This window comes from Nonomuraea sp. MG754425 (assembly GCF_021699195.1).
GTDB lineage: Bacteria > Actinomycetota > Actinomycetes > Streptosporangiales > Streptosporangiaceae > Nonomuraea.
The window spans coordinates 1-25572 of sequence record NZ_SSXE01000140.1 but is presented as its reverse complement, the minus strand read 5'-3'; the positions used below and the strand labels follow the sequence as shown (position 1 = coordinate 25572).

Sequence of the window (25572 nt, the reverse complement as noted above, 5' to 3'; positions counted from 1 at the left end):
GATCAGCGCCTCGTCGGTGAAAGGTCCGTGCTGTTCCTGAACTCCTGGCCGGTCGCCTGCGTGTGCTGGTAGTACAGCTCGGCGATCTGGTCAGTGGTGAAGTCGCCCAGACGCAGCGAGTCAGCGAGGACGTTGAACGAGCTGGCCGGGCTGAGCCGTGCCGGGTCGCCGCCGGAGGCGACTTTGTAGTCGCGCAGGTCACGCCACCCGCACAGCACCATCGAGGCGGGGAACGGATGTCCCTTGTGCCGTGCGTTGTAGCCGTGGCGGAGCTGGCCGAGGATGCTGATCAGGCTGGTGCCTTGCAGGGCATCGAAGTCGTCGAGGAACAGCACGACTCGGCGAGGGCAGTGGCGGCACCACTCGCTCAGCGCCTTCCCGAACCGGGTGCCTGCCTGCCCCTCAGGCCCGGAGTCCGGTGGCAGCAGTTCGTCGGGCCATCCCGACAAGTCGGCGGTCTCGCGGAGGGAGTCCAGCAGAATCGCTTCCGTGGCGGCGATGTCGTCGCTGAAGATCCTGGCGCGCTCGAAGGAGAATGACAGGGCGGCGATGTCGCCCTCGGCGGTCAGCTCGGAGGCCAGGGCGTCCAGGATGGTCGTCTTGCCGGCCTGCCGAGGTGCGTGCAGCACGAAGTAGCGGTCTGTCTCGATAAGTTCGCGCACCTGCGGGAGCTGCGGCGCGGGCGGCAGCATGTAGTGGCGCCTCGGGTCGCAGGGTCCAAGGCCACGTAGTTAAGTGGCGGGGGTGGGCTGTCAAGTCGGAGATACGGCTAGTTGTGGCACCCGATGGGGAGGTCTGGTAGGCCGAGGGCGGCTAGGAGTTGGAAGAGCACGTCCTCGGCGAAGACGCCTTTGGCGTCCAGGGCGGTGGTTACGGCGGCGGGGTCGGGCGTGAGGCCGGCTTCTCTGGCCCATGCGAGGGCCGATGGTGCGGCTGCGGAGCCGGGCGGCCCCGCAGCCGTGTAGAGAGGCGGTCGAGCGCTGCTTGGCGGCGTCGCTGGTACTCGGCGGGGTCCTCGGCATGTTGCTCGCCGTTTTCGTCCCAGGACTGGGCCGGTCCGCCGGCGGGCAGGGAGCGCCAAGTGATGCCGTCGGCCATGAGCCAGCCGCCCCAGTGGCCGGCCACGGGGCTGCGGCCGAGGAGCTGGGCGCCCTCGCTGTGCTTGATGACGGCTGCCAGGACCGGGTGTCCTGCCTGCTGCATCAGCCCTGTGAGCAGGCCGTCCCAGGCGTGGGGAAGGGTCGGCGAGTCCCAGCTGGCGGGGCCGCGGTCGACCTGCACGGCACGCCATCGGTCTGGTCCCTGCCAGTGCCAGCTGGCGTTGGCCGCTGATTGCCGCAGTGCCGGGAGCCCGGTCAGCGGCTGGTTCGTACGCGCCACGATGTAGGTGCCCCAAAAGCCCATGTGTCCCCTCCGGGTCTGCCCGGCATGCCCGCCTGGTGAGTCAGCGCTGACCGTCAATTGAAGGACTCACATTCGTGGTCGAGGTCCACGACCGTCGCCTGACGGTGACTATATCATTACGCTAAGTTGACATGGCGGGCGTGTTGCGGATCGGCGGACGGAGCAGACAAACCAGACGATCTTGCCGAACGGTGCGGGATCGACGCCCCAACGCTCGGAGTAGGCCGCGACGATCGCCAGTCCGCGTCCGTGCTCCTCGTTCGGTCCCGCCGGCGGCGGGGTCGGCCAGACGGGGCTGTGGTCGGCCACCTCGCCCCGGACGCTTCGGCCCTGCCGGTACAGGGAGAGGGTCATCGCGGACTTCGCGTGCACGACCGCGTTGGTCACGACCTCGGAGACGACCATGGTCAGATCGTCGGCCAGGCCGGACAGGTCCCACGTGGCGAGGGCTTCGCGTATGAGCCTGCGCGCGACGCTCGCCGTCTCGGGGGCGGCGGGCAGGTCCCAGCAGGCCTCTGCGCCATCTCGTACGAGGGGCGGGGCGAACAGGTTCGCTCGTGCAGAGCCGTCGGGCTGGCTCGTGGCCGGATGGCGCGTGCCTCGATCGGAAGGGTAGGCATGCCTGTTCACCGTGCCCGTCCCTCCAGCAGCGCTGTCCAGAGCTTGTCCGTCTCTGCTCTTCGCAGCCAGGGGCTCTCGCTGACGTGGGTGCCCGCGGACGAGCGCACGGTGCGGCGGATGAAGGCCAGGCCCGCCGCCTCGCACAGCTCGTATGACGTAGGGGTGCAGCCGCAGGTGTGGCTTCTGACCCTGATGGAGGTGGCTCTGGCTACGGACGGAGACCACCTGATCCTGGTGTGACCGTCCTTGAGTGGTTCGGGGTGTGCGCTGTGGAAATCCTCGACGCTCATGCCGACCGCCTTTCGTATGCATCTCGCGCCCAGCCACAGCCCTCGCAGACGGTTATTCTCGTCGCCGGGATTTTCTTGAGACCAGCCATATGCGGCGCTTTCGGGACTGCCGTTTCTGTGTCGTCATGGTGAAGTTTCCTTCTCGTGCGTTCGCCTCAGCGACGATGATGGCGGCAGCATTGTCGGCGTGGGCAACCACCCATTTGTCGCGCCGCCACAGCCGCGCACACCAGGGGCGCCAGGTGAACACCCAACCGCAGTAACGGCGAATGGCGGTGATGTGGACCTTGGCGCCGTCCATGGTGAGCATCTCCAGGACCGGCAGGTCGGCCACGGGCACGAGCAGTGAGACGCAATAGCCCAAGACGTGCAGGTCCCAGCCCAGGCGGGCGAGGTGGTCGAATCTCTCGCGCTCTTCACGTGCTGCCATGCTCCTGCCTCCCGGCTGGTTTCCCGGCGGTACGCCCGAAGCGATGAATAGCACTGACGGGTTATTCGTGCCCGGCCGAGGAATGTTGTGGGCAGTTTCTGTGTCTGCCGTCGAAGAAGGTGTGCGTTCAGCGTGCCTTCTCGATGCCGGAGCGAACAATCAATTGGCCAGGCCAAGACAGCATGACTGATGACAGCGGTTGGTCAGGTGTGGTTTAAAGGTGTTATCGGCCAGCAGAGGTTTCCGTTTTTCTCTAATATGAGAGGAAATGCCATGGACGTTGTGCCGTCTCTCAACCCGGACTCTCCTCGCGTGCGCTTCAGCGCGGAGATGCGGCGGCTGCGGGAGGCCGCCGAGTTGTCCCAGGCGGCGGTGGCGGCCCGGCTCGGCTGCACGCAGACGCAGGTGAGCCGCCTGGAGAAGGCGACCCGTACGCCGTCGCGGTCGGACGCCGAGCGGCTGGACCTGCTCTTCGGCACGTCCGGCGGCGGCTCCTTCGCCCAGCTCCACGAACGCATCGTCAGTCAGCCGGGCAACCCGCCCTGGTTCAGGAACTGGGCCGAGGAGATCGAGCCCACCCTTCTTGTCCTGCGCTCATGGGATCCTCTGCTCGTCCCCGGCCTTCTCCAGACCGAGGCATACGCCCGCCATATCTTCAGCCACGGGCCGCGGATCAAGCCCGACGAGGTAGACGAACGTGTCGAAGCTCGCATGCGGCGGCAACGCATCCTCGATCGGGAGGACCCCCCCCTGTTGCTGATGCTTGTGGATGAGGGTGTGCTGCAGCGCAGGATCGGCGGAGCCGAAGTGATGCATGAGCAACTGGGCCATCTGCTGGAGATGACTCACAGGCCCGATGTTTTCTTGCAGGTCGTCGATCCGGAATGCGTAGCTGGGCTGGCCGGTGCCTTTATGATCGCCGAGCTTCCCAACGGGCAACCTGACGTTGTCAGTTCGGACTCACCGGCACAGGCGTATATCACTACGGAGCGTGATACCGTGGCCTCGATTTGGCATCGCTATGAAGCGCTCAGGATATGGGCATATCCTGAGCGGATATCCCTCCAGAAAATCGAGGAAGCGAGGCGCAGATGGACCTGAGTGACGCCCTGTGGCGGAAGTCATCGCGCTCTTCTGATAACGGCGGCCAGTGCGTGGAGGTTGCGATGAACCTTCCTGGGGTGATCGCCGTTCGTGACAGCAAGGACCCGGATGGTCCCAAGCTGCTGTTCACTCGCGATGAATGGAAGGCGTTCATCGGCGGCGTCATGGATGGCGAATTCGATACTCGGGCCTAGCTCTCTCGTTCGCCCCCCATTTTGCCTCTCGCCGGATGGCGCGGACCATGACCAGGTGCCGGGATAAGTGTGGAGACGAAGTTCTCCCCATCGATGAGAGGGGTTTCCAGACTTACGCCGGCCGCCGCCATGCGGTCATACTCGGCGAGGACGAGGTTCTTGGTGCGGTAGGTTCCGTACTTGGCAATCTCGTTGTTCTTGAGTCCACCAGTCTCCGACTGGAATGACTCCATAATGTAGTCCACGTTCGAACGATTGATGGCGTAGAGATGAAAGAAGTAGGCGTCGAGTTCGGCCCGGATCTGGGCGCGACGCTCTTCGTCCCATTGGAACGGCTCGTCGGAGTCGCCAAGGTCACGGGCGAGTCCGGTCATATCGTAGGCGGTGTAGACGAGTTCCAGAACGCGCCGAACGATAAAGGATGTATGAACCGAGATGATATCTGGTGTAGGTGTGGGAAGTTGTTGCCAAATAAACTTCGCCATGTTTGTGCCGCCGATCTTCTGTCGGCTTAGATAATCGAAGATCAGAGAGCTTTGTGTAGCGAGGAGTGTGGCAACCAAGGCTGGGGGCACCATCGGATACATCAGGGGAATCTTGTCTCCGACGGCAGAGCGCGGGATGAAAGCCGAGATGGCAGTGCGTTCATCGGTCGCCCGACACACATCACGCCAGCCGCAGAGCCAGTCATGGCCCCAGTCTTTCGCATTTAGCTTTTTGCTCACCTCGCTCTCGGCGACCCAATAGCGGGAGAGAGCGAGGAAAATTGGATTGCGCTTCTCTTCGCCCCTCAGTGCTCGTACCGAATTTGAATGATCGTATGTCGCCCAGCGATGATCGTAGTGATGAATCAGTTTCGCCTCATAAAGAGGCAGCATTTTGCGGTTCTCTTTGCGGTAGGTGTTGCCAGAGATGCTCCAGTCCTGACCTTGGAGTTCCTCTTCAAGGTGGAAATAGTCTGAGTCGTGAGACATGTTGAATAGGCCTTGCGCAAAAGAAAGTTTCCATGGATTTCCGTTGTGCTTTCCCTCGGCAACTAAGGCAGGAAAACGTTGATATGCCTTGAGAGTGAGTTCTGCATCACGACGAGATCGAAAGATCGGACATGTGCCCGTATTCGGATTTAGGAGGGATATTTCTTCCGCAGTGAGCATGAACGCCCTGTTGGGGTCGTCAAGTGCGACTGGGTCGCGGAGAAAGAATGCGAAGGTGGCGGCTGGCTCGCGGAGTTGTCGACCGGCAAGTGACAGGATGCTGAACTTGAAAGAGCGGTGCACATCTGGGAACAGGGGTGCTGCATTCTCGAAGTCAAAAAGGGCCGCGATTGCGTAAGTTTGCACCAGATCCTTGAAGAAGTACTGTGTCCTGGCATCGGTGGCGATACCTGTGGGAACGATAATGCCTGTCCGCCCGCGCGATCCCATCAGGATACGGGCTGTCTCCGCAAAGACCGCGTACGTGTTGAGGTTGCCCTGTCCAGTGAGGGGGACACGAGCTGACCGCCGCAAGAAGTGACTCTCCGCGTGAACGGCACGCTTGGCCGCTGAGTACTCGTTGTAGATCGACCGTGTGTGGGGATCGTCCTGAAGTTTGGCGATCAGCTTCTTGCGAGCATTCGCCTTGCCAACCGCGGCGATCGCGGGCATACGCTGAGCGAAGAACTCCTGCTCCTTGAGCTCCACGCTGTCCCATGGCGGATTGCCCAGCACACAATCGAATCCGCCTACCCAGCCAGTGACGGTGGAAACTTCTCGGCTATCCTCCGGCACGGTGAAAACTTCGGGGAACTCCAGATGCCAATGGAAGAACCGATATTGGTTGCGAAGGCGAACAATCTCATCGTGTGTCCCCTGTGATACGCCAGAGCCTTCTGGATCCTCCAGCGACCGGAAGAGTCTGTGAGTCACGGCCGTCGGCATGCCCGCTTTCTTAATCCACATAAACGCCGCGCACCAAGCGTCGGCAAGGTGGAGAGCGTTGACGTACTCCGAGGAATGCTCCCACTTCGTGTAGGCCGTCGCTTGATCGCGAACATCACGAAGGTTGTCGGATGGAGCTTCCGCGATGCGCCGAACGCTCGAAGCGAAAGCTGCGTTGGTAACCCGCACCGAATCCTCTTCGATGTCGAACAGGCTGAACTGACCTTGTCGCTCCTCGCCGTTGAGCTTCTCGAGTGCCTTCGCGTGCTTCTTGTCATCGCCTTCAGTAGCGATGAATGCCTGGTCTGGGATGCCGGCTCGCATGAGAGCAGGCGTGGCCCCGATCAAGGCGTTGCCGCACTTGATATGGGCGTCCAGGAAGCTCAACGGTTTACCGGGCTCAAGGGCTTCCAGCCAGAGGGATACCTTGGCGAGCTCAACCGCCATCGGGTTGAGATCCACGCCGTAGATGCACCGGGCGATCACCTCATGAAGGGCGCGCCGTACAGCGTCGATCGTGGGCTCGGGGTTGCGTTCCCGGACGGCGGCGACACGTTTGGCGATCCGGCGGGCCGCAGCGACGAGAAAATGGCCGGAGCCGCAGGCTGGATCGCAGATGGTGAGTGAAAGGAGCTCGCGGACGATCGAGTCGGTGGGGTCCGGTTGCCCGACCGCACTGGCGGTTTGCTCGCCGCGCTTCACCGCGTCGTCGATGACGGGATCGAGCGAGGAGTCGAGGAGGCATTCGATCAGCGAGGAGGGCGTGTAATAGCTGCCCGTGGTCTTTCGGGAGTTGCCTGCTATCTCGACCAGCTCAAATGTGCGATCAACCGCACTGTGCCGCGGCACGAGCTCCAGAAGGGACTCGTAGACAGAGCCCAACTCCTCCGCGTCCAGATGACGGTAGTCGATGGAGCGCCTGCGACGGGAGCCGGCATCACGGACTTCCGAAAGGTGGCGGACGGCGGACAGCAAGTACTCGTTCGACAGGAGCAACCCCTTGAGCAGGGCATCGGCTTCGGTCTCGTCGAAGATGCCGCCGAGGCCCGGCAGCCCGAGCTCCCGCCGGCCGCGTTCGTCGCCGAGAGCGTCGAGCACGATACGGAGAGCCTGATAGAGGTCGCTATGAACGGTGCCTCGCCGGCGGCGTGCGTGGGAGCGGAGCCGGGCCGAGGAGAAGTACTTGTCGTATCTCTGCCGCGCTTCTTTGCTGGCAGTCGGGGCGTGCAGGGCGTCGCGATCTTCGGCGACGAACAAGAACAGCATCCGGTACGCCAGGCGCAGCAGGGCGTTGTGGAGAGCCTTGACGTCGACGTTCTCCCGCAGGGCGGCGTTGGCTGGGTGACGGAGGAAACCGGTGCCCAGCGCGGTGATCGCTTCCTGCACGCCCTTGCGTAGCTGGTCCAGCGCGCGCATGCCGGATGTGATGGCGTCCGCTCGCCATTTCTCCAGCCAGCAGGCTGAGGGTGCTTCGCTTTCTTCGACTTTGAAGCGTGTCACGTGCAGGAGCCGATACAGCAGGACGAACTCGCTGAACAGCTCTCCGTCGAAAATCGCCTCAAGGTCGAACTCGATGTAGGAAGCGGTGGCCAGTGCGCTGGAGTCACGCAGCAGACGCAGCTGGCGGCCGTTGGTAAGCACGCCCCACAGATGAGAGTCAGTGCGGTTCAGGCACTCCTGCACGAGCGACTGTGAAGGGATTGTGCCCGCACCGCCTGAGCGCCGATCCAAGGTGGTGTTCCACGCGCACAGGTGGATGGGGACGTGGTTCCAGCGGTGGCTGATGGCGAAGGTCTTACTGGCGTCGTCCGAAGGAATGCCTGACTTACCGATCGCGGTCAAGTCGCCGAACCCGAGCTCTGTGAAGAACGGCTCCAACCATTGGCTCAGCGCAACCCCCGTCGGATCGGCGGGGATCTCCGCCTCGGGGGCAACGGGCAGCTTCTGGCGGAGCTCCGTCCAGATGGACTTGAGGTAGTCCCAGTGACGCTCGGCATCGTCGCGTACCGAGCGCGAACCGATGACGCGGTAGTCGGCAGGAGCGGATCCCTTGACGTCCTTGCCCTCGGAGATGCGCAGCAGCATGTCGGCCGGGAGGAGGCCGCCGACCGTGTGGACGGCGGAGAAGACCTGGTTGCGGGTGACGGCGGACATCAGGCGGCCCCTCCGGCGGGCAGGTAGACGTACACGCCGAGGATGTCGGCGGGTTCTTGCACGGTGACGTCCAGACCTCGGACGATCTCGCCGGACGCGCTGCGCACCCGGCGATGGGAGTCCTCCAGCTCGCCTTCGAGCTGCTTGCCGTACTCGCTCAGGTGACCGGCGGTGGCGGGCAGGCCATCGAGGACGCGGGTCATGGTGCGCTCGCCGAAGACGGGGTCGGTGTTGGCGTCGGCGGTGGCGTCGATGAGCTGGAGCGCCTCCTCCGGCGGCAGCCAGAGCGCGCCGGTGGGGGAGCCCTGGAAGGCCAGGAGGCGGGCGTCCTCGGCGACGATCTCCTTCTCGCCCGAGCGGGACGGCAGCGTGAGGTGGAAGCGGTAGCGGACCAGCAGCAGCGTGGTACGGGTCTGCACGGCGTCGGTGCGGATCACCCCGCAGCGCCTGGCCGGGCGCCTGCCCTCGGTCTCCAGCGCGGTGTTGAGCACGTACCCTGCCACAGCCCCGACCACGGGGTCGGTGCGGACGAGAGCGGCCTCGCCGCGGGCCACCGCCGCCGTGGTCCGGAACGGGATCGGGCGGCTCAGCTCGCCGCCGATGACCGGGGCCACGGCGTCGCGAAGGCCGGCGGGGGTGCCGCTGATGTCGGCGGTGAAATCGCCGGGAACACCGTTCTCGCGGATCACGCCGTCCAGCGCGTCGAGCGCGTTCCGTACGAAATGCTGCACCTCGTCGGAGCGGCCCAGGGTGTCGCGGATGGCGGCGGCCTCGCGGGCCACCTCCTCCGGGTGGATGGAGCGCTGGGCGAAGCGGGAGCGGGAGGTGCGCTCGCGCTCGGCGGCCGAGTTCCACTCCGCCTCCAGCGCCTCGGCCTTGCGGTCGAGTTCCTCCACCTCGAACAGCGCCTCCTGGTCGGGCCGTTGCTCGCGCATGAGCAGCCATTCGACGATGGCGTCGGTGACCCCGGTCGAGGCGGCGTCCGGGACGGAGACGGAGATGCCGAGGTCCTTGCGGATCTGGCGGTGCTTCTTGATCAGGACCTCGAGGACCTTGCCGTCGATGCCGTTGTCGCTGCCGTACAGGGTGATGACCTTGACGACGTCGCGCTTCTGGCCGTAGCGGTCGACGCGGCCCTCGCGCTGGTCGTGGCGGGTGGGGTTCCACGCCAGGTCGTAGTGGACGACGGCGTCGAAGTGGTGCTGGAGGTTGACGCCTTCCGACAGGCAGTCCGTGGCGACCAGCACGCGCGGCGAGTCGGCGCTCTCGTCGGCCAGTTCCTCGATGCGCTGCAGGCGCTGCTGCGGGGAGAGGGTGCCGGTGACGTGCCGGATGACGGTCTTCTTGCCGAGTTTGCCGTCGAGGTGCTCGGCGACGTACTCGGCGGTGGGGATGTAGCGGCAGAAGACGATCGGGTTGTAGCCCTCGCGGATCAGTGCCTTGAGGTGCTTGAGCAGGGCGGCCAGCTTCAGGTCCTCGTCCGGGCCCTCCAGCTTTGCGGCGCGCTGGGCGAGCTGGGCCAGCCGCGCTTTCGCCCCATCGGTCTCCGCGCCTGGCGCGACGTCGAGACCCTCCATGACATCGCTGTCGGAGGCGTCGCTGGTCAGTGGGGCGCCGAGCCGGTCCGCCTCCTCCGGGCTCGCGGCCACCGCGGCGGCCGAGCGGGTCTGCAGGGTCTGGGAGGCGGCACGAGGGGAGGAGACCATGGAGCGCAGCAGCGCGATCGCCGACCACCAGGCGATGCGGGATTCCCGCTTGCCCTGCTCGCCCGCCGCCGACACTCGTTCGCTGGCGTAGGCGATGGCGTCTTCGAGCAATGCCCGGTAGGCGGGGGAGAGGCGGTAGGTCTCGTCCTTGAAGTAGCGGTCGGAGGGGAAGGAAGTGTCCTCGCGCTGGCTGTCGTCGGCCAGGCCGTCGTTCACGGTGAGGAATTGGCGTACGTCGGCCCGCTTGCGCTGCACGAAGTGCTGGGCAAGCAGTCGCCGCCCGGCGTCCGAGTCGAGCTTGACCGTGGCCAGCTCGGGACTGAGCAGGCCCAGCAGGTTGCGGAAGGCGCTCTCTTTTCCGCTGTGCGGCGTCGCGGTGACCAGCAGCAGGTGCCGCTCGGGCTTGTCGGCCACCCGCTGCAGGAGCTCGTAACGGAGCTGGTTCTGGGTGGAGCTGCTGTCGTCGGCTGCCACGCAGGTGTGCGCCTCGTCCACGATCACCAGGTCGGGGCAGTGCCGGACGAAGTCGTCGCGGTGCCGGGTGGACTTGATGAAGTCCGTGGAGACGATCACCTTGTGGTGCCGGTCGAAGAGCGACTGCCCCAGGTCCAGGCCCCGCTCCAGCTTGGAGACCGTGCTGGCTAAGACGAGTTCGGCGTCGATGCCGAACTTCGTCCGCAGTTCCTCCTGCCACTGCTCGGCCAGCGCCGGCGAGCAGAGCACGGCCAGCCGGTCCGCGCTGCCCTGGGCGAGCATTTCGGCGGCGATCAGCCCGGCCTCGACGGTCTTGCCGATGCCCACGTCGTCGGAGATCAGCATGCGGACGGTCTTCTGCCGCAGCGCCATCATCAGCGGGACCAGCTGGTACGCCCGCGGCTCCACCGCGACCCCCGCCAGCGACCGGAACGGCCCCGCGCCCGAGCGGAAGCCGATGCGCAGCGCCGAGCGCAGCAGCCCGGCGGCGTGCTGGTCGCCCAGGTCCTTGGGCGAGGGCGGTGCGAAGCTGGCGCTGACCACCTCCTCGAACGCCGGGAAGACGGCGGCGACGTCGTCGTCGGAGCCGCCCAGCGGGCGCAGCACCAGCATGTCGGGGGCGCTCTCGGGGAGCACCACCCAGTCGCGGCCCCTGGCCGAGACCAGGGAGCCGGCGGAGTAGGCGGGCATCAGCTGTTTCCTCGTGTCGTCATGGATCCGAAGTAGCGCTCGTTCTGGGACGCGACCGCCGCCCAGTCGGCGTCGTGCGAGAAGCGGATGACGTCCCAGCCCTGGTCGAACAGGCGCTCCTCGGCCTCGGCGTCCCGCTCGGCGACCACCGCGTCCTGGTGGACCGGGCCGTCGACGAAGACCGCCAGCTTGACGCCGGGCAGCCGGTAGACGTAGTCGGGCCGGGCCAGCGCCTCGGTGATGAACGTCTGCGCTTCGTCGGGCAGACGCAGCCCCTGCTGCTTCAGCCAGGCGAGGAAGTCGCGCTCCAGCCCGCTCTCCGACTGGCCGGACAGCCGGTTCAGCTGCTCGGTACGGCTCTCACCGCGCCCGGTCGGCCTGGCCTCGGTGGCGGCCAGGCGCAGTAGCAGGTCACGGACCGAATGCCGGTCGATGTCGGTGTGGTTGAGCTGGTTGCCGTAGGTGAGCAGGCAGTCGTAGCAGCCGCGGGCGCACTTCCGGTCGGGACGAGGGCCGCCGCGGTCGGTGCCGTCAGGGGCGAAGTGACAGATCTCCAGCGCTTCGGCGGCGGCGCGGGCCAGCGCGCCCGGCTCCGACTGCATCAGCCGGAGCACGCCGGCGCCACCCTCCGCGGCCTCGGTGAAGAGCATGCGATCCCGCGGCCCTTCGTTGGGCGGCAGCAGCTCGCTGGTCAACTCCGAGTCCTCCAGCTCGAAGGCGGCTTCGATACCGCGTTCCAGCGCGTACATCAGCGAGAGCGCGACCGGCACGGGTAGAGGTTCATCGAGTTTGAGCACCAGGATGTTACGGGTGTCCTGCACGAACGGGATGACGCGCTTGCGCTGACGCTTCTCGTTGCCGTCGGCGTCCACCACCGGCATCTCGCTGGAGTCGCCGGAGGCGTCGGCCGCCGCCTGCTCGTTCAGCCAGCGGCCGTCGGCTGGGTCGAGCCAGAAACCGTCCGGCTCGTCCTTCTTGGCGCGCAGGCGTCCCATATTGGAGATGCGTACGGTGGCGGAGTCGCCGAACGAGAGCGTCGCGAGCTTCCCGGCGGCGTCGGCCAGGAGCGCGTCACGGCGGCCCGTCCGCTGGCCGTGATCGTTGAATCGGTAGGAGGTCACCAGCCGGAAGCCCGCGCGGCGCCGCTCCTCCTCGTCGGAGGAGATCCGCTCCCGCCGCCGGGTGTAGACGGTGTGCAGCTGGAGCAGGCCGCGCGTCGGCGTGGGCAGTGCCGCGTCGCACACGTCGCACTTGTCGGCGCGGTCGCCCGAGTCGTAGTGGTAGCCGCAACCGGCGCAGCGTTGCGCCTCGGTGGTCACCACCTCACCCGAGGCGTCGGGACGCAACTGGATGCGCTCCACCTGGTAGCGGTTGCCCTCGTGATAGATGAGCGCGCCGGGACCGAACTCCCTGATCGCCAGGAACCGCGGACGCTGCAGGTAGTCGCCGTCGCCGTAGCGCCGCCCCGTCGTCGGGATGTAGGCCGCCAGCGGCAGGCGGGGGAAGGAATAGCCGGGCAGGAAGCCCTCGCTGGCCAGGTAGCGGTACGGGTTGAAGTCCGACAGCAGCGACCGGCTGTCCACGCTCTCGTTCTTCAGCAGGTCGAGCTGGGTCTCGGCCTGCTTGCGCTGCAGCTCGGCGATCTTGCGGTCGCGGTCGGTGAGGGTGTGGTCCAGGCGCCGCCGATTCTGCTCGGCCTGGTCGGCGAGGGCCGCCCTGAACAGGTCGCGCCAGCGGTCGAAGGACCGGTCGAACCCCTCGGGAGCGCGACGCACCTGCTCCTCGATCCACTCGTCGTGCCACCAGGTGGGCGGTTCACCGGCACCGGGCAGCACCCCGTCGAGCACGTTGTGGGCTGCCGCCACCGCGCGTCGACGAGCTTCCTGATCACGAACGTCGGCTTCGACGTAGGCGTGCAGGAGCAGGTCAGGGTTGGGACGGCGGGCCCCCTCGTCGTAGCTCAGGTCGATGAGCGTCGGGATGTTGTTGCCCAGCCTGAGCCCGCATTCGGCCAGCCAGATAGCCTGGACGTGCGAGCGGACCAGATCCTCGTTGGCGAGGTCCAGCCGTGGCGGGCGGACCGCCCCGGCCACCATGCGGTCGGAGCGGCGGAAGTAGTACTGGTCGTGGCTGTTGCCGGTGGCGCAGTAGGTGGTGACCAGCGCCGGTTGCCCCTGCCGGCCGGCCCGGCCGCTGCGCTGGGCGTAGTTGGCGGGAGTGGGCGGCACGTTGCGCATCATGACCGCGTTGAGCTCGGAGATGTCCACGCCCAGCTCCATGGTGGGGGAGCAGTAGAGCAGCTTGAGCTCCGCCTTGCGGAAGTCCTCCTCGCGCTGCTCCCGGTCCTGCGGTGACACTTGCGCGGTGTGCTCGCGAGCCGACAGGCCCGCGAGAGCGGCGGCCGTGTCGCGGTAGAGGTCGCGGAAGAAGACGTTGACGCGGGGGCCGTCGCCGCTGGCGTAGGTGCGGGTCAGGGGGTCGTGCGTGCCGCTCTCGCCGGTGCCCGCCCGCCAGATGAGGCAGGCGGCGGCGATGCGGTAACCGGTGACGGGCGGCCCGGAAGGGCGGCGGTAACGGCCGGCCCGCTGCGGCGCGACCTCGACCGTCGTCAGCAGATACGCCTTGGCCAGCACCCTCATCAGGTCCGCGATGATCCGCTGGGCGTCGTCGGCCGACACCTGCGGGAAGTGGATCCGCCGCAGGTACTTGCCGAACTTGCCCCTCCCGGACAGGAACAGCCCGGAACGATCGATGCCGGGGCGGGACCCCTGCGGGTAGGCGGTGCTCACCTTCGGCCGGTCACTGCCGGCCAACCGCCATGGATCCTTCAGCCGCTCCTCGCTCGCGCGCTGCAGGCTGTCGAAGTCCTCCCGGAAGTACTCGACGTCGATGGCCAGCGACCGGCGCATCTCGTCCAGCAGGGCCCGCATGATCTCGGCGCGCTGCCCCGGCTTGGCCTGGCGCAGTTCGGGACGGGCGTCGCCCCACCGTTCGTCCCTGTCGGCCAGCCAGTCGAGGTCCGCGTAGTCGATGATCAGCAGACCTGTCTGCTCCAGGTTGGGCATGGTGACCCGCCAGCCCCGCTGCAGATCCAGGTAGAGACGGAAGGCGATGACGTCCCGTAGTGTCTTCGCCGCGCTCGCGGCCATCATCGGCGGCGGATCATCGCCTGCGGTGTAGTCGCCGGGGCTCATCCCCAGCGCCCCGGAAACCCGGGAGGCCAGGTCCTCGTGCCGGATGCCCTCCTCGCCCGCCGCCGTCGCCGCGTGGTAGAGCGCGCTGCGAAGCTGAGTGATCTGGACGAAGTCATTGAAGTGCCCCGCCTGCAGGGAGGCGTCCTGCCGGTTGTCGACGAACGTCAGCAGCTTGCGGGCCTCCTTCTTCAACGCCTCGGCCGGCACCTTCTTGAGCGAGCGGACGATCGAGGCGGAGATCAACGACGTCGCCGAGGAGCGGCCCTCCTGGTCGAGCCGGGCCAGCTTGGCGAAGTCCTTCCCGCGCACCTGCTCGTAGCTCACCCCGCAGTGCAGGCAGAACAGGAACGGCGCCGGGATGAACGCGGCCTTCAGCTCGCCCTGCCCCTCCACGCCGTACGGGTCGACGGTCACGAGGCGGGGGATCCTCGGCCGGTACGAGTCCCGGACCATCTCCTCGCCATGCGCGTCGAACTCCAGCCAGGAGTCGGGCAGCCGGCGGTCCTTCATCGCCTGCTCGACGCTGGACGGCCAGGGATGGGTGGAGTCGATGTAGAGGTAGCCGTCTTCGCCGCTGCCGCCGGTGGCGGCCGTCTCGCGGCGGTTCTCGTACACCACCTTGCCGTTCTTCTCGGAGCGCCAGACCGTGAGGTATTCCTGTCCGCACTCGCGGCAGAAGGCCAGCGGCAGCAGGATCTTGCCGTCGGTGCCCGGCTGGTAGAGCTGGTAGTCACGGGTCAGGTGACGGCTCGACTCGTCCTCAAGCGTGACGTGCACCGTGTCGCCCTTGGACAGGAACTGGTGCAGCCGGAAGGCGAAGAGCGGGCGGCCGGTCAGCGGGTGGCATGCCTCCGAACCGGCCTTCAGCGTGGCCCGGATCGCCTCCGCGCACGTCTCCGCGTCTAGGCCGCTCGCCTCGGCGAGCTGGGCCGCGGCGTCCTCGATCTTGGCGGGCTGCTGTCGGACCAGCCGTCCCTCCTCGTCGACGGTGAGCCCGAAGCGGGTCTCGATCCAGCGCGCCAGGGGATCCTTAACGAGGTCCTCGTACGCGCGCGGCGCGCCTGGCGCGGTCAGCCGTTCGACCGGCACCGTCTCAGGCTGCTCCCCGGTGGCGCGGACCAGTGTCTCGCCGATGACGTTCGAGGCGTCGACCGGCGTCCCGAAGAGCGTCGTCGCGATGCGGGCCACCTCGGTGCGGCGGTCCTGGGCCGTGCCCTCGGTGGCCATGGTGGCGGAGGTGCCGATGCACTGCAGGCTTTCGGCGCGGCAGGCGTCGCGCACCCGGCGGATGAGCAGGGCCACGTCGGCACCCTGCCGGCCGCGGTAGGTGTGGAGCTCGTCGAAGACCAGGAACTCCAGCCCCTCGGCCATCTTGATGAGCGACCTGCGGTCCTCGGGCCGGGTGAGCATCAGCTCCAGCATCACGTAGTTGGTGAGGAGGATGTCCGGCGGACTGTCGCGGATCTTTTTGCGGGCGGCCTCGTCCTCCTGACCGGTGTAGCGGGCGAAGCGCACCTTCTCCCGGCCGGCGCCGTAACCGTCCCGCAGATACTTCTCCAGCTCCTTGAGCTGGCTGTTGGCCAGGGCGTTCATCGGATAGACGATGATCGCGCGCACACGCTTGCGTGCCTTCGGGCCCTCTTGGTCCCGCTGCCTGAGCACTCTGTCGACGATCGGCACGATGTAGGCCAGGGACTTGCCCGAGCCCGTGCCGGTCGTGAGCACGTAGGAGCTGCCGGACTGTGCGGTCCTGATGGCTTCGAGCTGGTGCTGGTGGAGCGTCAGCGGCCGGCCGTCGCACTCTGTGCCGTCCTCGGTCTTGCCGACCTGGAAGATGCGGGCACACTCCGGGTGCAGGGTGCCGTTCTGGGACGCCTCCAGTACTGTGCCGCCCGACTTGAAGAACGGGTTCAGCGACACCCACGGATCGGGCCACTGGGACTTGGCGTCCAGGTCGTCCTCGACGAAGGCCGCGATCCGGCCGTCGCGGATGGTCGTGCCACTTTCGGTGAACGCCCTGTAGTCCTTGAGCAGTTGCTGGTGGACGCCGAAGACGTCCATGCCGGCTCCCGTGTGGCGCGACTCCGGTGCCGGGGCGGGAGCCTGCACCTGATCGGCTGGCCTGGCCTTGAGGCAGGCCACCGGGTCGAACTCGGACCAGCCGGGGACGTTCGCCGTCCCTACTACGAGTGGCAGCAGCGCCTCCCGGACGGTGACCGCGTCGGCGGGGCGGTCGGCCGGGTCCTTGGCGAGTAACCGCTCCACCAGGCGTGTGAGGTCCTGCGGGACGTCGGAGCGGAGCAGGCTGATGGGCGGCGGCTGCTCCTTCTGGTGCTTCTCGGCGAGGTCGTAGGCGGACTCACTGTGGAACGGCGGGACACCGGTGAGCATTTCGTACAGCACGCAGCCCAGGGCGTACAGGTCGGCCGCCGGGGTGACGGTCGAAGCGCGGAACTGCTCAGGGGCCATGTAGCGGGCACTGCCGACCGTGACCCCCGTGCTGGTGATCTTGCTGCGCTCGACGTCCCCGATGATCCGGCCCGCGCCGAAGTCGAGGACCTTGACCAGGCCGCCGCGCAGCAGCATCACGTTGCTCGGCTTGAGATCGCGGTGGACGACTTCGACGCTGTGAGCGGCGGACAGCGCGTCGGCCATCTGCGCTCCCAGGGCGGCGGCCCAGGAGACGGGGAGCTGTGGGTGCTCGGTGATGAGGTCGGTGAGGGACTCGCCGTCCAGGAGTTCCATCGCCAGGTACGGCAGGCCGGAGGAGTCGACGCCGCCGGCGATCGTCCGGGGCAGGTTGCGATGGCGGAGCCTGCGCATGATGCGCACTTCGCGGTCGAACCGCTGCACCGCCTTGGCGTCGGCACGGGAGTTCAGGACCGTTCCAGACCTGCTGCGGAGGATCAGTTTCACGGCGACGGTGGCGTCGTCATGCAGATCCTTCGCTCGGTGGACCTCTCCCATGTTGCCCTTGCCAAGGGGAGCCAGGAGCCGGAACCGGTCTGCCACCACGTCCACGTTCACCGTCAGCTCCTCGCCGTCTGCGCGATGATCACTAGCGCTACCGTACACGTATTGCCGTGACTTGGGTATAGCTTGAGTGTTAACAGAGTCAACGGATATAGTGCGGCTTGTTGATGTCGACGGGTGTCTGTCGTCTGCCATGCGGCTGGTCATTCCAGAGCTGAGGCGCCTGATATTTGTTTAGTAGTAACACTTGCCTGCTCATCTATTACGCTACATGCCTCCTGTCTCCTTGGTCATGCTGGGCAACATTCGCTAGATCGATGCACTGACTTTTATTGGCATTTACGGACCCCTCCTCGCCGAGAAAAAGTTGATCCGTATTTAGAGAATACGACGGGACTTCTCATGACGGCTGACCTGCTGTACCGGCCCACCCTGGACGATCTGCGCTGGCTGGAGCAGTTCGATCTCGTCACGTGTCTCGTGGTCGGTACCGCGCCGGACGGCTATCGCGATCGATTCAAAGCACTCGCGCCGGAAGTGCGCAGCGTGCAGTCCAGCCACGCGGCTGGCCTCGTCCATCGCGGCGTCTACGCCGTCGAGATCGATCAGGAGTGGCACGCAGTGGTGATCCTCGACGGCACGTTCGGGCATCCGGAGAGCGCTGACCGCCGTGCCATCGACTCCGGCCACCTCATCACCGCCTGGGCGGCTCACCAGGAGCTGTGGGAGCAGGCTCAACCGCTCGGCGGCGACTCGCGCTTCCGGGTCGGCGATCTGGTGAGGCCCGATGGAAGCTCCGTCGTGGGCAGCGTGCTCAAGGTGCTTGGAGGGGGTGCCGTCCCCCGCTACGAGGTCGACATCAGGGGAAAGAAGCAGCGCTTCACCGAGCAGTCTCTGCAGGTGGCCGTCGGTGACCCGGACGACATGGAGTTCTGGATCACTCAAGACCCGGTTGGGGCAGACGGCATCGCGCTCACCCTGACCTGGACCAAGCTGACCCATCCGCTGACGGACACGATCTACTCCTTCGCCTCCAGCAAGACGGTCTTCCGCGCCTACCAGTTCAAGCCCGTACTAAAAATGCTCACCGGCTCGTCCGGACGGATTCTCGTCGCGGACGAGGTTGGTCTCGGTAAGACGATCGAGGCGGGCCTGATCTGGAGTGAGCTGGAGCAACGGAGAAAGCTGGACCGGGTGCTGGTCATCGCCCCTTCGGTGCTCAAATACAAGTGGCAGGCCGAGATGCGCCGGCGCTTCGATCGCAACCTCGAACCGCTGCGCCCGAGAGAACTTGACGCTTGGCTCGACCGGGTGGAAAGCGGAGACGATCCGATCCTGCACGCAGTCATCACGATCGAGTCCCTACGAACAGCGGACAAGGTCCTGGCGCGGCTCGCCACTCTACAGCCGCGGTTCGACCTCGTGATCATCGATGAGGCGCACAGCATGCGCAACCGCGAGAGCAAGGCCAACGCCCTCGGACAGCTGCTTTCCGACAGTAGTGACTACCTCGTCCTGCTCTCGGCCACGCCGCTCAATCTCGGCAACGACGACCTGTTCAACCTCGTGAACCTCCTCGATGAGGGCAACTTCAGTGATCGAGATGTTTTCGCCAGACAGCTGGAGCCGAATGAGGTGCTCAACAAGGTCTCCAGCGCGCTCGTCGGCAATCAAGAGCCGAACGTTCTACTGGCGGGGCTGGATCGGCTCGGTGGCATGAGCTTCGGGCAAAACGTGACCGACCGGCCGGATTACAGCGTGCTCCGGAATCTGCTCGATGTGGACCGGCCGCTTACGCACCAAGAGAAGGCGCGGGCCCGGCAACTCCTCGCAAACTTGAACGTCCTGAGCGGCGTGCTCACCCGAACCCGCAAGGCGGACGTGCCCGACCGCAAGGCCGTACGAGAGCCACGCAACATCGACGTTGACTGGACAGAGGAGGAACGCGCCTACTACGAGGCGGTGTACCGGTGGGCTTGGTTGCGGGCCTGGTCTAAGGGCGTGCCGCCCGGCTTCATCATGCAGATGCCACTACGGCAGGCGGCCAGCTGCATCCCCGCGTCTCAGGAGGTCATGCGCAGGCGCGAAGCGTCCCTCTTCGACGACATCGACGATGTCGATGACGATTTCGAAGCCGCGGACCTTACATCTCTCCGTGAGTTTCTCGCGGACGTTCAGCCGGTGCCGCATGACACCAAGTACGAGCGCCTCCTGGAGGAGCTCCTGCGGCTCCGTGAGCATGGCGTCAGCCAGGTGATGATCTTCTCGTTCTTCCGGGCGACGCTCACCTACCTGAAGGGCCGGCTCAGCGAGCACTTCACCTGCGGCGTCATGCACGGCGATGTGCCGCCCGTTGAGCGTGAGGGCGTCATGCGTGACTTCCGCGAGGGGAAGTTCGAGATTCTGCTGTTGAGCGAGGTCGGCTCCGAGGGTTTGGACTTCGAGTTCTGCCAGGCGCTGGTCAACTACGACCTGCCCTGGAACCCGATGCGGGTCGAGCAGCGCATCGGCCGATTGGACCGCTTTGGCCAGCAGCACGACAAGATTTTCATCTACAACATGCGGGTGCCGGGCACCATCGAGACCGACATCTTCCAGCGGCTCTACGACCGCATCGGGATCTTTCAGAACGCCATCGGCGAGTTGGAGCCGATCCTGCGCGACAGCTTCGCGAGATTGCTCGATCCCACCCTCAGCCTGGAGGAGCGGGAACGGGAACTGGAACGGGTCGCGGTCGCGACCGAAGGGCGTGAGCTGGACGCCGACGAGCTGCACGCCTCCCGCTCACTCCTGGGGGGCCTGGACAGCCTGCTTGTGGAGGGCTTTACCGAGGAGGGTCCCGGCAACGGTCGCTTCATCGGTGCCGCGGAGATCCGGGGAATGATCGACAGACTCTTCCAGAAGTATGGCGGGCGCTGGGGGAAGTTGGACAGTCAGGGTGTTCTCAAAATCATAGGGACGCCCGACCTGGCGAATCGCCTGCGTGTGAGCGATCTCGACGGCACCGGTAGCAAGTATCCACGTTACAGGCTCGCGATGTTGCTCCATGACCGTTCGCCTATCGAGTGCACCTTCGATCCGGAGGTGGCCAGCAAGCTCGATGTCGAGCTGCTCTCTGCCCGGCATCCACTCGTCAAGCTCGCCATCGAGGTCCTCGGCGAAGAGGAGCTGGCCCTGCAGAAGTTCGGCTCGGTGGCGGTGCCGGGCCTGCCCGAAGGACGCCGCTATCTCGTGACGATCGACCTCGTCCAGTCCAGCGGGCTTCGCCCACGACTTGAGCTGTGGACGACCGCCATCGATGTCGAGTCGGGGCAACTCTCAGAAGCCGCCGGAGACGCGTTGCTGACCGCTCTTGCCGAAGGCACTTTGCGTGACGGCGACAGACAGACGCCCAAGGACTTGAAGAAGCTCTGGCGACGAGCTCAAGCGCAGGTGGCAGATAGGCACGTCGAGATCGAGAGCGCCCTCAAACAAGAGAACGCGGCCTTGGTCGACGGGCGGATCCGAGCTCAGGAGAACACCATCGACCTGCAGATTCGCAAAGTGGAGGAGTTGCTGGCCAGGCAGGCCGACCAGAGCATCCGGCGCATGCACGAGGGCCGGCTGCGAAACCTGCGGGCACGTCGTCAGCATGTCCGCGAAGAACTGAGCGCCTTCCGGGCACTCAGCCTGTCGCTCAGCGAGGTCGCGGTGCTGCTCATCAACGGTGCGAAGGAGGAGCCCACTCCTTCTGTCCGTAGCCCCAGTCCGGCTCACGGCCGCCCTGGTGAGCGGGAGGCACGCGCTTGAGCACCAGTTCGGCGAAGTTGCCACTGTGGATCACCGGCCAGCGGTCCACGCGGAGGCTTCCCACCTGACCGCTTCCGTCGGTGATGACGATCCGGCCGTCGCAGTAGAGCCGGAAGGCGGTCGGCTCACCGAGCTTGATCTGCAGATGGTCGCGGGACGTGTTGTTGATCCTGATGTTGATGGTCTCGCCCGTGATGGAGCGAGCGCGAAGGCGGCCGACCCCCCGACGAGGGCAGTTGGAGGTGGCCGCCCGCCAGTCGTAATAGAGGGTGGACATCGAGAGCGCCTGCCACGGATCGTAGAGAGGTGTGTGGGCCCGGTAGATCACTTCCTGACCGGAGTCCCATTCCAGGATGAAGTCGAAGCTGGGGCGGTGCAGGTTCAGCCTGCCGTATTCAGTGGTGTTGGCCAGCCCGGCCACGATCGCCTCTTCCGGGGCGACGCTGGTCGTGTCGAACACCTCGGCTCGGGGGAACAGAGCACCTAGGCGCTCGCCTACGTACGGAATGCGGCTCATGCCGCCTGCGAGCACGACGTACTTGATCTCTTTGATCAGCCCTTCGGGGCCGAGGCGACGCAACTCCTCGGGGGAGTGCGTCCGGGTGCCACCGTTGGGAAGAGGGATGGTTTCGGTCATCTTGGCGCTTCTCAGCGCCGCGAAGACCGAGTCCTCCGCTCGGTTGAGCTGGGGACGGAACGCTTCGACGAGTTGCTCGCGGGTGTAGGTCAGCTCGGGCAGGTCGAGGCCGCGGACCAGCACCCGGTGGGATTCGGCTGAGGTGAGGCGGACCTTGGCCTCGCGCGCGGCGTTGAGGAACAGCGCGTCGACAAGATGTGGGTTCGGCAGCTGGCCGACCACGATCTCACGATCGGCCAGCATCGCGGTGAGCTGAGCCACGATCGCCCGATCTAGGGTGTCGCCCGCCTCCGCATTGCCGAGAGCGGACAGAACCGAGATGATCGGCTGGTCCCGGCCCGCGATATCGAGGACAGCGATGTCCAGTGTGCCGCCGCCCATGTCGAAGACGAGCAACTTGCCTTGTGGGCGTTTGCCGGGCTGGTAGAAGCGGCGAGTGGCCCAGGCCACCCCCGCGGCGATGGGCTCGTCGATCAGACTGGCGCCCGTGACTGGGAGACCAGCTTCGGCTGCGAGCTTGAGCAGCCGTCCGCGCTGGTCTCCCGTCCACATGGCGGGGCACCCCAGTCTGACCTCGCCCGCTTCGCTGAGCGATTGTCCCGCTGTCTCGGTCCGGCGGGCGATCTCGCCCATCAGGGCGATGATCACCGTGTCGGCGTCGACTTCGGTATTGCCGACCTGGAGCATCGTTCGGTTTTCGGTGATGGCTCGCTTCGCCGACCTAATGATCCGGTTAACCGGCTGATCTTCCGCTTCCTCGCCCACCAGCAAGGCGCCACCGATCACGGCCGCGACGGACGGCAGCCATGTTGTGCTTTGCCCGATGGGCACGATCTCAAGGGGAAGTCGACCTACCTGATCGGCCACCAGGGAGGTCGACGTGCCGAAATCGATGCCGGTTGCGTGCTCCCGGGCCATTCATACTCCTCAACCATTCGGGGGATGCTGGTCAAGGTACGGCATGGCTACGACGATTTCACCGGCATGCCCTGCGGGTGTTCGACCAGTGCCTTGTGCAGCACGACCTCTTCTGTCGACGAGGACCAGATATAGCCGGAACGACGGATGATCACTTCGTCGCCCGGTTCGGGGTCACCGGCTATGGGCTTGTGTAGCTTCAGGTCGAACTCGGACTTCTCGTGAACAAGCCCGATCGGCCGGAGGTCGTAGGTGGCTGTCAATCCGTGAACTCGCGCGATCATCGTGTCGGGTGAGACACTTCGAACCGAGAGTTCTTCGACCTCGGCCGCGAGGTCGGCGAGTGCCCTCATCACGTCGATCTGAAGCTGACGGTCCTGTGAGGCTCGCCTTCGCAGCACGCCGGCCTGCGTTTCCTGCAGTTGCCGCTCAAGCCGGTTGCAACGTTCGGTGAGCTCTTGAACGAGGAGCTCGGCCTCGTGCTTCAAGGTCATCGCCGTTTCGGTTTCCTGGCGTGCTTGAGCGAGTTCACTTCGGGTCGCGGCAAGCTGCTCCTCGCCGCCAAGCGCCTCGGCCCAGGCGGCAATGATGGGATCGTGTCGGCCCACTCGCCGGAAGGCGTTCACGAACGCCGATACCGGCAGTTGCTCGGCCAACTCGACGGGCAGGCGCAGAAAGACTCCGAGTCTTGTCCTGGTGGTGACCTCGGTCAGCTCGCGTTCCATCAAGGGGCGGACGATCAACTCCAGGATCTCCGCAGAGGCGATGACTCTGCCGAACCGTCCTTGCCCGCACTCGACCAGGGCTTCCGTCGATGCTCCGTCCCACCATCGAGGGATGAGCAGGCTTCCCGGCGATCGCTCGTGTACGGCCACCATGAGCGGCACCCGGCCGCCTTCCTCCGAGAAGGGGAGCGCCTGCACCAAGAGCGCGAGCCGTTCAGGCAAGAGCACGTCGTCATCCAGAGCGGGAACGGCACGGCTCAAGGCATGCGCGACGAAATCCAGGACTTCGAGATCCGACTTCTGCGGATTTTCGGTAAGGAACAGAGACAACTGGACAAAGGGGCCGACAACCTCGGCTACCAGCATGGGGCTTGCCGCAACTCGTCGCAGCAGCCACCCGGCCGCCGCCCGGAACTCCGCGGGCGCCTCAGTGAGGAGTTCGGCGATCGCGGCGCCCAGCACTCCGTGCTGGACCTCTGAGGGCAGCGGTACGGCCTGAACCTTCTTCGGTACGGCAAGTAGCAGTGTGGAGACGGTCCGCTGATCGCTCTCGTCCAGTTGACTGGAGAATCGCTCGATCGCGGCGCTGTCCAACCTTCCGAGTGCAACGCCGGTACGAAGGGGCTCAGCGAGGAGGTCGGAAATCTTGCGCGCCTGCTTGAAACCGAGAAGCGAGGACAACCTGGTCGAGAACGGCTCGACCGGTTCTTCCGCTGGAATAATTTCGTCCGGCTCGGGGGCCGCTTCTGGTGCGATGGTTTCCTGCGACGCCTCGGCGCCTTCTGACGTGTCGTCGTCGGGCAAGGGCGCGGGCGGAGTGTCCGACGGCTTCGCACGGTAGACGTACATCTTGACAGTCTTGTTTCCCCCCTTCGTTGTCACGTCGCCATGCTTGGCAAGCTTGGTCTGGACCGACCTCCACGCTCTGTCGACTGACTCCCCATCGAGCCCGAAATCCATCAGCTTGGACTTGATGTCCGTTGCCTTGAGTCCACTGGGAAATTCGCTGAGTAGTTGGAGCACCAGTCGGAGAGGGTCATCGGTGAACCTCTTGCTGATCTGCTTGGGATCCACCAGGGAGATGAAGCGAAGCGTTCCCTCGGTGACGAGTAGATTGCGGTAGTCCAGCCGAAGGCTCTCCTCGGTTTCGTCGTCGTTCCACCGCACGGTGAAGACGCCTCGCTCACGGGAGAGCACCTCTCCCACGCGGACGTGCTCGCCGTCCCCCAGTCTCCGCACCATGACCTGAGTTCGATCCACGAGTCCCAACTGTAGGGGGTTGTCCCTGCTGCTTGAATGGACGATGGGCTTGAAGCGCCCTGGGAATCCCCTGGACATCAAAGGCCTGACCGTGTCACTCTTGCCGGCCATGGCGGAGGCCGACCAAACATGACCGAACACCGGCAGCGGGTGCTGGTCGGTCCGCTGGACCAGTTGGTCGTCGGTTCACTGCATCTGCAGCACGTCAGCGACTTACCTCCCGGGTTATGAGGTGGGTGGGATTGCCGGTCCGGCCGCACGCACAACCTATGGCACGGAGCGGCCTCGCTAATGCTCGCCGCTGGAGTCGACCTGTCTCACCCTCGACCGGACCGATCTGGCCGAAGCATCACTCGTCGCCGCACTCAGCCAGGCCACCTCGCTCCGGCGCCGGGGCAGCCTCCTGACCGACCTGGCCGCCATCGGCCTCCAGCGCCGCGACCTGGACCGGTTTCTGCACTGCGCTGGCGACGCCGTGGACCTGGCCGAGCAGACTCAATCCGCGGGTTACGTCGGCAGGAAATTGCACGACGTCCAAGAAGCAGCTCCAGCCCCTTCTGTCGGACAGCCGGGTGGTCCAGCTGAACGATCGAATCACCCGCCTGTCGGCTTCCACTTACCACCGAGAGGACAATCATGCAGACCGTGACGGATAGGCAGGGCCGCTCAAGCGGCTACACCACCATCTCCGCCGGCGGCAATAACAGCTACGGATCATCGGGCGGCGGGCAATGCATCGGCTCCTGCGGCAGAGAAGAAATCGGCGGCGGAGCCGTCGCCTGCGACGGCCGAACGTGCGGCAGCGCCACCGTGGACCCGAGCTGGGGCCGGATGATCGAGCTCGAGAACGAAAAGAAGTTCTGGCTCGGCCAAGACGAAGTCGAACGACTCGGCTTGGAGGTCATGCCAAACGGTCGGCCAGTCGACCAGCCCAACTTCTGGTTCGCCAGTGAGAAAGTGCAGAACGAATATATGGCCAACTGGTCGCCTACAATGAACGCTTTTCATCCTCACGCCGCCTGCGAAACTCGGTGATTCTGCAGGACGGCGATGGCCTTGCACAGGTGGCCGGCCTTGGACGGGCTGCACC

15 protein-coding genes are annotated in these 25572 nt (G+C 65.7%); 4 read left to right on the top strand and 11 right to left on the bottom strand.

Annotation, left to right across the window (positions count from 1 at the left end):
• Positions 1–2: 2 nt before the first annotated feature.
• The 5 genes from FAF44_RS37065 to FAF44_RS37045 form a co-directional block, all read right to left on the bottom strand.
• Positions 3–692, bottom strand: a complete 690-nt coding sequence (locus FAF44_RS37065) for an ATP-binding protein (protein ID WP_237108015.1) — start codon at positions 690–692, stop codon at positions 3–5.
• A 178-nt stretch (positions 693–870) separates the two neighbouring features.
• Positions 871–1404, bottom strand: a complete 534-nt coding sequence (locus tag FAF44_RS37060) for a hypothetical protein (protein ID WP_237108014.1) — start codon at positions 1402–1404, stop codon at positions 871–873.
• A 108-nt stretch (positions 1405–1512) separates the two neighbouring features.
• A complete protein-coding gene (locus tag FAF44_RS37055) occupies positions 1513–2034 on the bottom strand; it encodes an ATP-binding protein (RefSeq protein ID WP_237108013.1) in 522 nt (173 codons plus the stop codon).
• Complete coding sequence (locus FAF44_RS37050; RefSeq protein WP_237108012.1) at positions 2031–2315, bottom strand: hypothetical protein; 285 nt, start codon at positions 2313–2315, stop codon at positions 2031–2033. The genes FAF44_RS37055 and FAF44_RS37050 overlap by 4 nt, the downstream gene beginning before the upstream one ends.
• Before the next feature lie 52 nt (positions 2316–2367).
• Positions 2368–2745, bottom strand: a complete 378-nt coding sequence (locus FAF44_RS37045) for a hypothetical protein (protein WP_237108011.1) — start codon at positions 2743–2745, stop codon at positions 2368–2370.
• A 273-nt stretch (positions 2746–3018) separates the two neighbouring features.
• Here FAF44_RS37045 and FAF44_RS37040 point away from each other — a divergent pair, with 273 nt between their 5' ends.
• The gene (locus FAF44_RS37040) at positions 3019–3846 is read left to right on the top strand and encodes a helix-turn-helix transcriptional regulator (protein ID WP_237108010.1); all 828 of its coding nucleotides are present in this window, start codon (positions 3019–3021) and stop codon (positions 3844–3846) included.
• On the top strand, positions 3837–4043 hold the full coding sequence (locus FAF44_RS37035) for a DUF397 domain-containing protein (protein WP_237108009.1): 207 nt from the start codon (positions 3837–3839) through the stop codon (positions 4041–4043). The genes FAF44_RS37040 and FAF44_RS37035 overlap by 10 nt, the downstream gene beginning before the upstream one ends.
• Here FAF44_RS37035 and FAF44_RS37030 read toward each other — a convergent pair.
• From FAF44_RS37030 to FAF44_RS37020, 3 genes are read right to left on the bottom strand one after another with little or no spacing between them, the layout of a single operon-like run.
• Positions 4040–8116: a DNA methyltransferase gene (locus tag FAF44_RS37030; protein ID WP_237108008.1), complete on the bottom strand. Its 4077-nt coding sequence runs from the start codon at positions 8114–8116 to the stop codon at positions 4040–4042. The two genes, FAF44_RS37035 and FAF44_RS37030, sit on opposite strands and share 4 nt — an antisense overlap.
• Complete coding sequence (locus FAF44_RS37025; RefSeq protein ID WP_237108007.1) at positions 8116–10986, bottom strand: DEAD/DEAH box helicase; 2871 nt, start codon at positions 10984–10986, stop codon at positions 8116–8118. Before FAF44_RS37025 ends, FAF44_RS37030 begins: the two co-directional genes overlap by 1 nt.
• Positions 10986–17207, bottom strand: coding sequence for a protein kinase (locus tag FAF44_RS37020; RefSeq protein ID WP_237108006.1), 6222 nt, complete (start codon positions 17205–17207; stop codon positions 10986–10988). Before FAF44_RS37020 ends, FAF44_RS37025 begins: the two co-directional genes overlap by 1 nt.
• A gap of 348 nt (positions 17208–17555) precedes the next feature.
• Between FAF44_RS37020 and FAF44_RS37015 the strand changes: the two genes are divergently transcribed.
• Complete coding sequence (locus FAF44_RS37015; RefSeq protein WP_237108005.1) at positions 17556–20942, top strand: helicase-related protein; 3387 nt, start codon at positions 17556–17558, stop codon at positions 20940–20942.
• On the opposite strand, the gene FAF44_RS37010 is transcribed toward FAF44_RS37015, so the two are convergent.
• From FAF44_RS37010 to FAF44_RS37000, 3 genes are all read right to left on the bottom strand, one after another.
• Entirely contained in the window at positions 20854–22497 is a 1644-nt protein-coding gene (locus tag FAF44_RS37010; protein WP_237108004.1) for an Hsp70 family protein, read from the bottom strand. The genes FAF44_RS37015 and FAF44_RS37010 overlap by 89 nt on opposite strands.
• 47 nt (positions 22498–22544) lie before the next feature.
• Positions 22545–24482 (bottom strand): hypothetical protein, encoded by a 1938-nt coding sequence (locus tag FAF44_RS37005; RefSeq protein WP_237108003.1) that lies wholly within the window; start codon positions 24480–24482, stop codon positions 22545–22547.
• Positions 24483–24831: 349 nt separating this feature from the next.
• On the bottom strand, positions 24832–25020 hold the full coding sequence (locus tag FAF44_RS37000) for a hypothetical protein (RefSeq protein WP_237108002.1): 189 nt from the start codon (positions 25018–25020) through the stop codon (positions 24832–24834).
• A gap of 98 nt (positions 25021–25118) precedes the next feature.
• Here FAF44_RS37000 and FAF44_RS36995 point away from each other — a divergent pair, with 98 nt between their 5' ends.
• Complete coding sequence (locus FAF44_RS36995) at positions 25119–25517, top strand: hypothetical protein (RefSeq protein ID WP_237108001.1); 399 nt, start codon at positions 25119–25121, stop codon at positions 25515–25517.
• The last annotated feature ends 55 nt before the right edge of the window (positions 25518–25572 follow it).

Excerpts from the sequence above, each read along its gene's own strand:
- FAF44_RS37065 (WP_237108015.1), bottom strand. The coding sequence starts at position 692 with ATGCTGCCGCCCGCGCCGCAGCTCCCGCAGGTGCGCGAACTTATCGAG.
- FAF44_RS37060 (WP_237108014.1), bottom strand. The coding sequence starts at position 1,404 with ATGGGCTTTTGGGGCACCTACATCGTGGCGCGTACGAACCAGCCGCTG.
- FAF44_RS37050 (WP_237108012.1), bottom strand. The coding sequence starts at position 2,315 with ATGAGCGTCGAGGATTTCCACAGCGCACACCCCGAACCACTCAAGGAC.
- FAF44_RS37045 (WP_237108011.1), bottom strand. The coding sequence starts at position 2,745 with ATGGCAGCACGTGAAGAGCGCGAGAGATTCGACCACCTCGCCCGCCTG.
- FAF44_RS37040 (WP_237108010.1), top strand. The coding sequence starts at position 3,019 with ATGGACGTTGTGCCGTCTCTCAACCCGGACTCTCCTCGCGTGCGCTTC.
- FAF44_RS37035 (WP_237108009.1), top strand. The coding sequence starts at position 3,837 with ATGGACCTGAGTGACGCCCTGTGGCGGAAGTCATCGCGCTCTTCTGAT.
- FAF44_RS37030 (WP_237108008.1), bottom strand. The coding sequence starts at position 8,116 with ATGTCCGCCGTCACCCGCAACCAGGTCTTCTCCGCCGTCCACACGGTC.
- FAF44_RS37025 (WP_237108007.1), bottom strand. The coding sequence starts at position 10,986 with ATGCCCGCCTACTCCGCCGGCTCCCTGGTCTCGGCCAGGGGCCGCGAC.
- FAF44_RS37015 (WP_237108005.1), top strand. The coding sequence starts at position 17,556 with ATGACGGCTGACCTGCTGTACCGGCCCACCCTGGACGATCTGCGCTGG.
- FAF44_RS37010 (WP_237108004.1), bottom strand. The coding sequence starts at position 22,497 with ATGGCCCGGGAGCACGCAACCGGCATCGATTTCGGCACGTCGACCTCC.
- FAF44_RS36995 (WP_237108001.1), top strand. The coding sequence starts at position 25,119 with ATGCAGACCGTGACGGATAGGCAGGGCCGCTCAAGCGGCTACACCACC.